The sequence below is a fragment of the Legionella sp. W10-070 genome, assembly GCF_900640175.1.
GTDB lineage: Bacteria > Pseudomonadota > Gammaproteobacteria > Legionellales > Legionellaceae > Tatlockia.
The window spans coordinates 1-12,142 of sequence record NZ_CAAAJC010000016.1 but is presented as its reverse complement, the minus strand read 5'-3'; the positions used below and the strand labels follow the sequence as shown (position 1 = coordinate 12,142).

Sequence of the window (12,142 nt, the reverse complement as noted above, 5' to 3'; positions counted from 1 at the left end):
AAATATTAACTCAATAAATATAATTTGGCTTTGAGTGCAAAAAGGTTGTTCCTGATGAACAATAATTAATCCGTGACTTCTTTTTGCGTTTTGCGTGATAAACCAAGCTTTTCCTTTAAGCGTGCCACCGCATCCGGATCAAACTGGCGTGAAGCCTTATGTTTCACCAACACAGCAGGACGTGGGGATGTTGCTGGATTTTGTGCATGAAAAGCAGGCGCACGTTCAGGATAAGGATTAACATCCTGTGAACCATAGTTTGTGGTTAACGATTTTGGAGTGGGAGCAGCGGTCTTACCGGCAAGTACTTTACGGGCATTGCGGGCACTTTTTTCAATCCGCTTTTTAATCTTTAAAGCGGCTCTTTCTGCTTCTTCTTCTGTAACCAGGCTGACAGGATTACCGAGCAAGTCAATGCGCATTTCCCGGGCTTTTAAGCAGGTTAAATAATCAATGCGGCGGGTGAACAGCACGACAGCTTCCCGTAGTTTACTCCTGGAAATACCAGCATCTGCCGCTTTATCAGCATGGCTCAGGATATCTTCCATTATACCAATTTTCAAAGGGCGGATCCTGAGGGAATTATCAAATGCCAGAGGAAACGTAGCTGCAAGCCATTGAAGTGCTTCATTGCGTGCGCTTCTTGATTTGTTTTTTTGTGTTTTATTCAGTATTGCTGTCCGTGGATGAAGCTCTTGTCTTCTCATCTTACTACCTTCATTAGATAACCCTGATTTTCAGCTAACAGCATCTCATTCCAATACTCCTTAAACAGAAAGGATGCCGCTTGCGTTATGCAGAAAATAATCGTCTGGAAAATGCGCATACAATGTACAGCTTTTAATTGTCATTTGCAAGTATGGCAGACTAATTCATTGTAACCAATGCCGCTATTTTGTCTGGGCTCTGTGCACTTATCGCTAGCTTGAGCCAAAAAGCCTTGATCGGCGAGCACCGAAGCGGAAAATCAAGGCTTTTTGGCCAAGACAGTATATAAGTGCACAGAACCCAAGGCTCCCATTTTCAAAGAATAGATATATACTAGTTCAATAGTATAATTGAACTTTAAAGCGCATTGCTTCGGGTTTCTGCAGTATGACCTGGAAGAATGAGCTGGCACACCACTGTTTGATAAAGGGTAATTAGTAATGATTAGTCGATTTTTTTGGTCTCTTGTTGCTCTTGGTTTCCCCTGGATTATTTTATTGCTGGACGATAATCCTGGAGGTGCCCTGGTTGCGTTGATCATGCAGGCTACGGTAATAGGTTGGATACCAGCCAGCATATGGGCACTGCGGGTTGTTTATGGAAATAGCGAATCCAAAAAGAAAAAGCCGCAATAAAATACTAACTGGAGAACAGATGACTACCCGAATTATTGTTAATGGAGCAAAGGGTAAAATGGGAACCCTTGCTTGTGAAACCATTAAAAATCATCCTGATTTTGAACTGGCAGGCAGCCTAAGCCATGAAGATAATCTTCGCCAGGCGATTATTGAAACAAAGCCTGACATAGTCATCGATCTAACCCGGGCGGATAGTGTTTATGACAACAGCCTCACTATCATTGAAAATGACGCCCACCCTGTAATCGGCACCAGTGGCTTGACCGAACCACAAATAGAAAGGCTGACAGCCTATTGTAGCGAGAAAAAACTGGGCGGCCTTATTGTTCCCAATTTTTCCATCAGTGCGGTCCTGATGATGCGCTTTGCAGCAGAAGCAGCCCGATTACTGGAGACAGTCGAAATTATTGAGGCCCATCATCCGCAAAAATTTGACGCACCATCAGGCACTGCCATGAAAACGGCGGAAATGATTGCAGCAGCCAGGACGGTCAAAAACAAACAATCTGACTCCCATGAGCTGGTGAGTGGCGCCCGTGGGGGGACCCATCATGGTATTCCAATCCATTCCCTGCGATTGCCTGGCGTAGTCGCCCGTCAGCAGGTAATTTTTGGCAGCACCGGTGAAACCTTGACCATCAGCCATGACAGTATCGACAGAATCTCTTTCATGCCTGGACTTGTACTCGCCTGTCAAAGGGTTCCGACGCTGGATTCACTTTATTATGGGCTGGAACATTTATTTAGCCAGTAATTTCGCCAGGGCATGTGCACCTCCTGATAAAATTTACCCCATTTAATATTGGGAGCAACCGCTGTGTCCTCATGATTTTATGAAGGATAAACAAGCTTTGAAGTATGACACCATAACTAATTCAATGAGGGGCTTTGAGACAGCTCTGGCTTTTCTGCTGGCGTGCTGCGCTTAAAAGAGGCGTTTTTTATACGGTCCAGGCTTTCCAGGGTCTGTTTTACCTGAGCCTCGGGATCCTTTGCATTATATAAATCCCGCATTGCGGAGTAGATAGTTTGAGTATGAGGGCTACGCAGGAGAGAGTCCACAGGCCTGCAATTGATCGCATAATAAATTTCTGCCAGTTGAAAAATGGTGCTTTTGCTGCCACCTTGAAGAGCCCCCTTTATGTTATTGATTCCTGTAGGGGCAGGAGCCAGCCAGCCTGACTGCTCCTTCCAGAATTTTTTTTGACCCCCAAGCACACTGAATTTATTAATGATCCTCACCCTGCTTTCATCTGACAGCCTTTGTGCTGCAAGCACACAGGTGGCAAAGCCCGGCCTTATTTTTTCATTTACCGTTCCAATACGGCACACTTCATTATTAGTCGCCAGTATGTCGTCAACACCCAAAGCCTCCGAGCCTGATTTTTCACGAATGGCAGCAGCAATGTCGGCAGGCAGATAATTAGCCGGTGTTTTAATACCGTTGGATCCCGGCGCATTCTGGCCAGCATGCTCATGGGGATGCCTGGAAATATACACTGTAGCAACCAGTTCGACAAAAGCAGCCCTTTGCTTGCCTCTATCATCAAACTTTGGCCAATTCCCGTATCGTTCGCGATAAAGAATCATCCCATCCGTATGGATTAATTCAATTGCCTTGCGGTCTTTGCCACTGACACAGGAACCATAACTTACCATATCAATCGCCAGCACGAGTAAATTTTCCAAAGAACTTAAAAACAGCTCTCTGCCATTATAATCAAGCACTGTAGCAGAACCATAAGATGAGTTCAAAACCGCTTGATACCCTTTTACAAGCGCAGCCAAATCATAGTCATCCTCAATGAATGAATTTCCTTCTTTATTGGCCTTTTGATTTTTAATAAGATGCTCGGCTCCTAATTGCTGCCACCCTTCCACGCCGGCTAACAAGCTGTAATGCTCATCAAATAAACCAACAAGCTCCCTTTGTATTCGCTCTTCCTGATGACTCAAAGGAGCAGTCGGCAGTAGTGGGTTAACTTTGATGCCCTTACTTGCTCCTACCTTAAGGAAGGCTCGGGAGATAACCTGTTTGGCCTGCTCTAAATCCAGGGAACCCTGCAAAACCGCAATTTTTTGGATTGCAAGAATCATTTCTGCCATTCTTAATAAAACCAGACAAGAAGGCTCTGCTGCCGAAGTGTAGTAAAGTATTTTAGCCCTGTTAAAAGGGTGATTCGTGGAAAAAATTAAACGCTTCTCTTGAAAGCGCATATCGGCCACCACTTTCTGACGCTGCCTGTCCAGAGCATAATCAGGAATATAGCGATCCAACCAACCTACGGGACTAATTAAAGTTTGTACCAGCAGTGGTTTTTCCTGGCAAAAACTCATGATTCTTGCCAGGTTACGCTCAGCATGTAATCGGCTAATTTCATCAGGCAAATCCTTTACATCACGGGAAGCCAGATGACTGGAGCGCAGCCTTGGCCGGCAGGCTTTGCTGACTTTCCCCTCTTTACCAAGCAATAATAGTTGGTGTTCACCAAAATTAGCGGCCAAGGGAATTTTACGTAAACGACTCGGAATGAAAGAGAGGACTTCTTCAAGACGAGGGCTACTGTTTAATGCCTCCTTAAAAAAACGCTGCTCGTAATCTTCCAGGGTCAAAAACCAATAAGGCAGCCTGCGTATATCCTTTAATCCGCTGATGAGCAATTCCTTTTTGCTCTGCTTATGCAATCCCAGTAGCCGCTGATTCAGCGCATCCAGCGTCTTATCAATTTCATCTATTGTCAACGAAGAATCACAAAATAGTTTGACCAGTTTTTGCTGATTATCAGCCAATGATTCAAACCAGGACGGTAATTTCTTGCCATCACCGATATCCTTTAAATCCTGCGCCAGAATTTGTTGCTTTTTAATCGCTAACCAGTTCAGTTCAAACTGGTTGAAATTGATTTTTAGACGGTGAATATCATCAACCTCATCACTAAAGTGAATGTACCTTTGCAGAACGGGAGGCAACTCGCGGAACCAATCGGGTGTAGTGACTAAACGACTGGATTTTATTGCTGCACACTCTGTGAGGGTTTCTTCCAAATAGGGCGACAATTGCCTTTCCCATTGCAAGACAAATTCTATTTCTTTATTGACGTTAAGAGGGATTAAGGTGGCCAGATCTGCGCGGCCTTTTGACATCAACAGATACTGTTCTGCTTTGTTTAAGAGTTCAATGGCCGACTCTGATGTCTGTCGCTTGGAATCACTATCAATTAAGGCATTGATAAGTAATGCCGTATACTCAGACAAAATTGCCTGATATTTATCAATAGAGGCTGCTCCAGGTAAGGGGTATTGCGCTTTGCACCATTGAAGGTATGTTGTTAATTCACATTGCTTCTCGGTGCGAATTGTCTTCAGGATAAATAAAAAGGCATCATAGAGGCTGTCCATACGGCGCTGATAGCTTTGTTTAAGATTTGGCCTGGCTGTATATGATTCTATTTCAACCTCGCCGAGTAAATCCCTTAGGTTCTGTTCCTGCTCTTCGGTAAGTTTGATACCCTCGGCTACACGCAATATTGTTTTTCTTCCCATGTTAAACTATCCCTTGCCTGCATCGGTTGGTTATTATTAAATAATTTAATCCGCTTAACAATTTGTTGTAGATGATATTAGTAGGATTTTCAACGATTTTTCATGTTACACTGCATGTCTGCAAATTTTTTAAGGAAGCAAAATGAAATTAAAAACAGGAGAATATACCGGTTCCTCTGACTCAGGCATTAATGAGGCGATTCAAAACGCTTTACAGAAAGCGGGCGAACATACAAGGATTGAGGTGGTCGAAACACGAAGCTCCCATGTTGGCGACGACAAGCGCTACTACCAGGTAACTGTAAGTACTTTTGCAGAATAGACTTCTTCTAAAAACGAATTTGATTTTAAGTGGATGTACCTGGCAAATAGAATCGTCAACCGCCGGGATGAAGATACAAAATAAAGGTTTTGAAAGCAGTCTAAATTTACCCATCCTAAAAGGAGTTTCAGATGAGTTACACCGTACCTCATTATATTGATGGCAAGGCCTGGTCTGATACCGGCTCCAGATTTCATCCTCTTTGCAATCCGGCACTTGGCGAAACAATAGGCCAGGTTCACTTTGCTGATCAGGCAATCACTGATAAGGCTGTTGCTGCAGCCAAATCCGCCTGGCCTGCCTGGGCCGCCACCACCCCGGTTAAAAGGGCACGTATTTTATTCAAATTTCGCGAACTGTTGGAAAAATATCAACTCGATTTAGCACACATTGTTACCCGTGAACATGGCAAAACCCTTGATGACGCCAAAGGTTCCATTGCCAGAGCCATTGAAGTGGTTGAGTTCCACTGCGGTCTCGTGAACCAGTTACAGGGCTGTTTTTCTGCGGAGGTTTCTACCGATATTGATTGCCATACGATACGCCAGCCCTTGGGCGTTTGTGCAGGCGTATCCCCATTTAACTTCCCTGTAATGGTTCCCATCTGGATGATGATCCCGGCGATAGCCTGTGGCAATACCTTTGTATTAAAGCCTTCCGAACAAGACCCATCAGCCCCTGTCCGTTTACTTGAGCTGTTAACGGAGGCAGGTTTGCCTGCTGGTGTTGCCAATTGTGTGCAAGGTGACAAAGCAACAGTTGATCAATTGTTGACTCATCCAGACATCAGCGCCTTCACTGCGGTTGCCTCAACGCCAGTGGCGGAATTTATCTATACTACAGCCACTGCCCATGGAAAGAGAGCGCATACTTTTGGCGGCGCAAAAAACCATTGTGTGGTAATGCCCGACGCTGATTTTGACCAGGCTGCCAATGCGATTGTAGGTGCAGCCTATGGTTCGGCCGGCGAGCGCTGCATGGCTATTTCAGCAATAGTCGCGGTGGGTGAGCATACCGCAGAGAAGTTGCTGGACAGGTTAATCCCCTTAATTCGGGCTATCCGTGTCGATGCAGGGGATGTCGAAGGCTGTGATATGGGACCTTTAATCAGTCATGCCCATAGAGAGCGGGTTATTGCCGCAATTAATGAGGGCGTTGCCGAGGGCGCACATTTAGCGGTTGATGGCCGCAGCTTCACCCATAATAAATACCCGGAAGGTTTCTTTATTGGCCCCTCCTTGTTTGATAAGGTCAGTGAATCAATGTCCATCTATCAAAAAGAGATTTTTGGCCCGGTGCTGGTTATGCTGCGAGTTGCTGATTTTCACCAGGCATTAGCCCTGGTAAACAGCCACCCTTACGGCAATGGCACAGCCATCTTCACGCGCGACGGGTACAGCGCACGTGAATACAGTCACCGCGTTCAAGTGGGTATGGTCGGGATAAATATTCCCATTCCAGTACCTATCGCCAGCCATCCTTTTGGAGGCTGGAAACGCTCTTCCTTTGGCGATGCCAACATGCATGGCATGGAAAGCATTAATTTCTATACTCGCCGCAAAACCATTACCAGCAGATGGCCTGTTACAGAACTTAACGAAAATGCCTTTGCCATGCCAACCCACCAATAGCAACCAGAGTGGAGGGTTGGCGTGGAACGCCTGAAACAGTATGGCGTAAACTAGTTCATTATCCTGCAGGTACAGTATTTAAAATAATCAGTGCAACGTTTAAGCTTGATATAGCAGTTGTATTCTCCTATCAAGCTTAAGTTAATAAAGGAGAGCAAATGTCACGCATTGGTTTTGTTGGCTTGGGACATATGGGATTGCCTATGGCCATTAATTTAGTCAAAGCCGGCCATACTGTAACCGGCTTTGACCTTCAATCACAGAGCCTTAAATCCCTGGTTGCTGCAGGCGGCAAAGAAGCGCAGCTGTTACAACAGGCCGCCATCAATCAGGACATCATCATTACCATGCTGCAAACAGGAGCGCAGGTTCGTCAGGTTTGTCTGGAAGAAGCCGGATTATTCGCCGCAGCGGCACCCAGGACTTTGCATATTGACTGCTCATCAATCGATGTGACCAGCAGCAGAGAGCTTCATCATCAAGCAGCAAGTCAGCAACTTTTATCGGTTGACGCCCCGGTTTCAGGGGGAGTAGCAGGAGCCGGCGCAGGCACTTTGACCTTTATGGTGGGCGGCTCGGAAGACGCATTTTTAAAAGCAAAACCCATCCTGGAAAGCATGGGGAAAAAAATTATTCATACCGGAAGCGCAGGGAGCGGACAGGCAGCAAAAATTTGCAATAATATGATTTTAGGCGTGACCATGCTTGCCGTTTCCGAAGCCTTTGTACTGGCAGAACACCTTGGACTATCCGCCCATAAATTATTTGAGGTAGTCAGTAACTCCTCCGGCCAATGTTGGGTAACCAACCAATACCTCCCGGTGCCGGATGTGCTGCCTGATGTACCTGCAAATAATAACTATCAACCTGGTTTTACTGCAGCCATGATGCTGAAAGACTTGCATTTAAGTCAGGATTCTGCAAACAAAGTGGGTGTGGAAACACCTATGGCTGCCCGTGCCACAGCACTTTATCAAAAATTTAATGAAACAGGTTCAGGCCATTTGGACTTTTCTGCCATTATAAAAGCCATTTCAAAAGAACAGGTGCACCCATGATTAACAAACCGACAAACAATGAGGATTCCTTAAACAAGTTTTGGGGTGAGATAGCGCATCAATATGTTGATTGGATTAAGCCCTGGGATACGGTACTGACCGGCAGTTTTGCAACGGGGGATATCCGTTGGTTTAATGGTGCAAAACTTAATGTCAGCGCTAATTGCCTCGACAGGCACCTGCCCACCAAAGCCCATCATACCGCCCTCATTTGGGAAGGCGATAACGCCGGACAACAACGCAAATTTACTTTTGCCGAGTTGCACCAGGAAGTATGTCTGATGGCAAATGCCTTGAAATCGCTGGGCACTGCCAAGGGTGAGGTGGTCGGTATTTATTTGCCCATGATCCCTGAGGCAGTTATCGCAATGCTTGCCTGTGCCCGCATTGGTGCCGTCCACACGGTAATCTTTGCCGGCTTTTCGCCTGCGGCCCTCAGGCAGCGCCTGCAAGCCTCTGCCTGCAAGTTACTGATTACGGCAGACAGTTACCAGCGTGCAGGGAAAAGCTTTGCATTGAAACAACAGGCAGACGAGGCAACAAACGGGCTTCCAATACAAACGCTGGTCTGCAAGCATACTGCCGAGCCAATCCCTTTCCATATCAAAACTGATCACTGGTGGCATGATTTGAAATTAAAAGCCGATTCCAGTTGCCCTCTTGAACCAATGGATGCAGAAGACCCGCTCTTTATTCTCTATACTTCTGGCAGCACCGGTAAACCCAAAGGCCTGATACATACCACCGCCGGTTATCTTGTTCAGGTTGCTTACAGCCAGGATTATATTTTTAATTGTTCTGCCAAGGAAATATTCTGGTGCACAGCCGATGTAGGCTGGATAACCGGACATAGTTATGTCGTATATGGTCCCCTAAGTAATGGGATAACCTCCCTTGTTTTTGGTGGTGTGCCAACCTGGCCTAACCCTGCCCGCTATTGGGAAATCATCGACAGACATCAAGTCAACGTGTTCTATACAGCCCCCACGGCCATTCGCACATTAAAACGAGCAGGAAATAAATGGTTAAAGACAACATCCCGTAAGTCCCTGCGCTTGTTAGGAACGGTAGGTGAGCCTATCAGTCCCGATGTATGGGAGTGGTATCATAAAGAAGCAGGGAGATTAAGTCCGGTGGTTGACACCTGGTGGCAAACTGAGACGGGCGCTATTATGATATGCCCGCAAGACAATCCGGACAAAGCAAAACCAGGCGCTGCCAGCCAGCCTTTACCGGGCATCTTTCCTCTTATTCTCGATGACCAGGGTAATGAAATTAAAGGGACAGGGAAAGGCTCTCTGGTTATACAACAACCCTGGCCTTCGATAGCAAGAACCATTGCCGGCGATCATGAACGCTATTGCAAGACTTATTTTAAAGACGGGTATTATTTGACCGGTGACGGCGCAAGACGCGATGAAGAAGGGGACTACTGGATTACAGGGCGCATTGATGATGTCCTCAACGTATCCGGACATCGCCTGGGAACTGCCGAGATTGAAAGCGCCCTGATAAGCCATACCCATGTTGCCGAAGCCGCTGTCGTTGGAGTACCCCATGAGATAAAAGGACAGAGTATTCATGCCTTTGTCAGTTTAAAGCATGATCAGACTATTAACAGCAAGCTCCATGAAGAGTTAACAGCGCTCATAAAAAAAGAGATAGGGGCGATCGCAAAGCCTGATGCCATTCATTGTGTCTCGGACTTGCCGAAGACACGTTCAGGTAAAATCATGCGCCGCATATTACGGCAGATTGCCTGTGGAATAACAGACCCTTCCGAGTTTGGTGATTTATCAACATTAGCAAATCCACAAGCTGTCAGGGATTTAATCGAGGAAAATAAATCGTAGTTAACCGTAAGGCTGAATAAAACTGTTGCTTATTTCCCTTCCGGCCATTCAAGCCATTGATTTAATTTGCTAACTAACGCGTCCACTCCCTCTTTTTTTAGAGAGGAAAAGGCTTGTATGGTAATTAAATCTTCCATCAGTTGATAATGCCTGCGTACCTTTGCCATGGTATTTTTTACTTCACTACGATTTAATTTATCTGCTTTGGTTAATAAAATATGGACAGGCAATTGCCGATCCAAAGCCCAGTCAATCATCATTTGATCAAGTTCTTTAAGCGGATGGCGGCAATCCATTAACAGGATTAATCCCTTAAGGCATTGGCGAACTTCAAGGTAATGGGCCAAATTGATTTGCCAATTTTCTTTGATTTTCTGCGCTACCTTAGCATAGCCATAGCCTGGCAAATCAACAAGGCGGCGTGACTCATCCAGGGTAAACAAATTAATCAACTGCGTTCGCCCTGGTGTTTTACTGGTGCGGGCCAGTTGTCTAATGCCGGTAAGGCAGTTTAACGCACTTGATTTACCTGCATTAGAGCGGCCAGCGAATGCCACTTCATAACCTTCATCCTCAGGTAACTGCTCAACGCGGGCAGCACTTTTCAAAAAAATTGCCCGGGCATAAGGATTTGCTAACATCATATCAATTTCATTTTGGGATTTTGGCTAAGCAGTGTAACATTATAATTTGTATGCTCATAATAGAGAGTATGATTAAAGCGCGGGCTTGATGATTCATGGAACCCGTGGGGCGGCGATCAAGAAAACCACCTCTTTAATCGCACTCATAATAGAACATAGAAATTAAGCTGAAATCCCGGATCAACAATGAAAAAAATCGTGTTTGCTGTTGTACTACTCTGCCCATTGACAATAAATGCTGCAGAACAACCGAATACAATAAAAGAAAAAACAGCGCTTTGTGTAGCCTGTCACGGAGAAAAAGGGATAAGCCTCAACCCCCAATGGCCAAACCTCGCAGGTCAACACGCCCAATATCTTCTTAAACAGCTGCAGGATTATAAAAAAATTACCCCGCGCAACGATCCGACAATGACAGGAATTGTCGCTACTCTGACAGAAGCAGACATGGCGGAACTGGCTTCTTTTTATGCCCAACAACCCCTTCCTGAGGGAACTACTCCGGAAAAATATTTAGACCGAGGGGAACAATTATACCGCGGGGGGGATTTTGACAAGCATATCACAGCCTGCATTGCCTGCCATGGACCCAGGGGCACAGGGAATGCCCAAGCCGGCTTTCCGGTGCTGTCCGGACAGCATGCAGCCTATACTATAGCGCAGTTACAAGCATTTAAAGAGAAAAAACGCTTGAATGATTTAAACCATATCATGCAGGATATCAGCGAACGCATGAGCCAGGACGATATGGAAGCAGTAGCCTATTACATCCAGGGCTTGCATTAGTTTAACTTAAGAGAGATAAAGATGTTAAAACGTTTACTTTTCATATTGTTATTCATTCCAGCAATTACTTTTGCCCAGGAGTTTATTGCAGGAAAAGACTATGAACTCATCAGCAATACGGTTAGAACACCTGCTGATAAACAGAAAGTCGCAGTCACTGAGTTTTTTAGCTATGGTTGCCCCTGGTGTTATCGTCTTGAACCTTCACTCACCCATTGGGTTAAACAAAAGGGTGAGCTGATTGAATTTTCCCGGGTTCCTGTCGTTTTTAATAAAGACTGGAAATTATATGCCAAAGCTTACTACACAGCCCACCTCCTGGGCGTAGAGGCAAAAATGAATCCTGCCTTATTTAAAGCCATTCAGGATGACAGGCGCTCATTGAACAATAATCGGGCGATGATTGATTTCTTCACTGCCGAAGGCATTGAGAATACAACCGCAAAAAGTGCGTTTGAAAATTCGACTACCCTTGATTTGCAGGTCGCAGAAGGCAGTGCCTTGATGTCAAGTTTTCATGTTCAGGGGGTTCCTGCTGTTGTTGTCAATAACCAGTATAAAACTGATTTGCAAATGGCGCAGAATGAGGAACGATTTTTTAAGATCCTTGATTTTCTTGTTGCCAAAGCCAGCCAACAATAAAGCCCGGCAAGTCTGCAAACCCTAGGTTCTGTGCACTTATCGCTAGCTGCTTCCGGCTGGTTGAGCCAACTCCTCCCGTCAAAATCATCAGGCAATAGTCACCCGCTGCAGAATGCTTTTTTAACCTCTCTTAAATTATTTTGCCTTAGGGGCTGTGGACAATTGATCCCTACTGCCTACGTACCGCGCTTTATGCTTCCAATTGGCCCTAAGTTTTTATTGACAAAGCTCTTATAATGCTGTTTAAGAGCTTTTTTATTTTAATGGAGTAAGAAGTGCTTGGTACAGGAACAACAGAAACGTTTTTTCGGGATGAG

General features: G+C 45.4%; 11 protein-coding genes. 8 read left to right on the top strand and 3 right to left on the bottom strand.

Translation table 11 applies throughout. The features are described 5' to 3' along the window. Positions 1-65: 65 nt before the first annotated feature. Positions 66-707 carry a ProQ/FinO family protein gene (locus E1O65_RS08205; protein WP_133133121.1) on the bottom strand — a complete coding sequence of 214 codons (642 nt, stop codon included), beginning with the start codon at positions 705-707 and terminating at the stop codon, positions 66-68. A 441-nt stretch (positions 708-1,148) separates the two neighbouring features. Here E1O65_RS08205 and E1O65_RS08200 point away from each other — a divergent pair, with 441 nt between their 5' ends. Further along, positions 1,149-1,343 (top strand): hypothetical protein, encoded by a 195-nt coding sequence (locus tag E1O65_RS08200; protein WP_133133120.1) that lies wholly within the window; start codon positions 1,149-1,151, stop codon positions 1,341-1,343. Positions 1,344-1,362: 19 nt separating this feature from the next. Beyond that, positions 1,363-2,100 carry a 4-hydroxy-tetrahydrodipicolinate reductase gene (gene dapB, locus E1O65_RS08195; RefSeq protein ID WP_133133119.1) on the top strand — a complete coding sequence of 246 codons (738 nt, stop codon included), beginning with the start codon at positions 1,363-1,365 and terminating at the stop codon, positions 2,098-2,100. A 116-nt stretch (positions 2,101-2,216) separates the two neighbouring features. On the opposite strand, the gene sidP is transcribed toward dapB, so the two are convergent. Next, positions 2,217-4,889: a Dot/Icm T4SS effector PI-3-phosphatase SidP gene (gene sidP, locus E1O65_RS08190; protein ID WP_133133118.1), complete on the bottom strand. Its 2,673-nt coding sequence runs from the start codon at positions 4,887-4,889 to the stop codon at positions 2,217-2,219. Positions 4,890-5,031: 142 nt separating this feature from the next. On the opposite strand from sidP, the gene E1O65_RS08185 reads away from it, so the two are divergent. From E1O65_RS08185 to acs, 4 genes are all read left to right on the top strand, one after another. Further along, positions 5,032-5,211 carry a dodecin domain-containing protein gene (locus tag E1O65_RS08185; RefSeq protein WP_133133117.1) on the top strand — a complete coding sequence of 60 codons (180 nt, stop codon included), beginning with the start codon at positions 5,032-5,034 and terminating at the stop codon, positions 5,209-5,211. A 131-nt stretch (positions 5,212-5,342) separates the two neighbouring features. Next, positions 5,343-6,842, top strand: a complete 1,500-nt coding sequence (locus E1O65_RS08180) for a CoA-acylating methylmalonate-semialdehyde dehydrogenase (protein WP_133133116.1) — start codon at positions 5,343-5,345, stop codon at positions 6,840-6,842. Positions 6,843-7,000: 158 nt separating this feature from the next. Next, positions 7,001-7,900 (top strand): 3-hydroxyisobutyrate dehydrogenase, encoded by a 900-nt coding sequence (mmsB, locus tag E1O65_RS08175; RefSeq protein ID WP_133133115.1) that lies wholly within the window; start codon positions 7,001-7,003, stop codon positions 7,898-7,900. Beyond that, a complete protein-coding gene (gene acs / locus E1O65_RS08170; protein WP_133133114.1) occupies positions 7,897-9,753 on the top strand; it encodes an acetate--CoA ligase in 1,857 nt (618 codons plus the stop codon). The genes mmsB and acs overlap by 4 nt, the downstream gene beginning before the upstream one ends. Before the next feature lie 29 nt (positions 9,754-9,782). Here the strand turns inward: acs and yihA are convergent, their stop codons facing one another. Beyond that, entirely contained in the window at positions 9,783-10,394 is a 612-nt protein-coding gene (yihA, locus tag E1O65_RS08165) for a ribosome biogenesis GTP-binding protein YihA/YsxC (protein WP_133133168.1), read from the bottom strand. Positions 10,395-10,583: 189 nt separating this feature from the next. Between yihA and E1O65_RS08160 the strand changes: the two genes are divergently transcribed. Further along, positions 10,584-11,183 (top strand): c-type cytochrome, encoded by a 600-nt coding sequence (locus E1O65_RS08160; protein ID WP_133133113.1) that lies wholly within the window; start codon positions 10,584-10,586, stop codon positions 11,181-11,183. 21 nt (positions 11,184-11,204) lie between these two features. Further along, complete coding sequence (locus tag E1O65_RS08155; RefSeq protein ID WP_133133112.1) at positions 11,205-11,825, top strand: thiol:disulfide interchange protein DsbA/DsbL; 621 nt, start codon at positions 11,205-11,207, stop codon at positions 11,823-11,825. Positions 11,826-12,142: the final 317 nt, after the last annotated feature.

Bases quoted from the DNA above. Each gene is read 5' to 3' on its own strand.
- E1O65_RS08205 (WP_133133121.1), bottom strand. From the start codon at position 707: ATGAGAAGACAAGAGCTTCATCCACGGACAGCAATACTGAATAAAACA.
- E1O65_RS08200 (WP_133133120.1), top strand. From the start codon at position 1,149: ATGATTAGTCGATTTTTTTGGTCTCTTGTTGCTCTTGGTTTCCCCTGG.
- dapB (WP_133133119.1), top strand. From the start codon at position 1,363: ATGACTACCCGAATTATTGTTAATGGAGCAAAGGGTAAAATGGGAACC.
- sidP (WP_133133118.1), bottom strand. From the start codon at position 4,889: ATGGGAAGAAAAACAATATTGCGTGTAGCCGAGGGTATCAAACTTACC.
- E1O65_RS08185 (WP_133133117.1), top strand. From the start codon at position 5,032: ATGAAATTAAAAACAGGAGAATATACCGGTTCCTCTGACTCAGGCATT.
- E1O65_RS08180 (WP_133133116.1), top strand. From the start codon at position 5,343: ATGAGTTACACCGTACCTCATTATATTGATGGCAAGGCCTGGTCTGAT.
- mmsB (WP_133133115.1), top strand. From the start codon at position 7,001: ATGTCACGCATTGGTTTTGTTGGCTTGGGACATATGGGATTGCCTATG.
- acs (WP_133133114.1), top strand. From the start codon at position 7,897: ATGATTAACAAACCGACAAACAATGAGGATTCCTTAAACAAGTTTTGG.
- yihA (WP_133133168.1), bottom strand. From the start codon at position 10,394: ATGTTAGCAAATCCTTATGCCCGGGCAATTTTTTTGAAAAGTGCTGCC.
- E1O65_RS08160 (WP_133133113.1), top strand. From the start codon at position 10,584: ATGAAAAAAATCGTGTTTGCTGTTGTACTACTCTGCCCATTGACAATA.
- E1O65_RS08155 (WP_133133112.1), top strand. From the start codon at position 11,205: ATGTTAAAACGTTTACTTTTCATATTGTTATTCATTCCAGCAATTACT.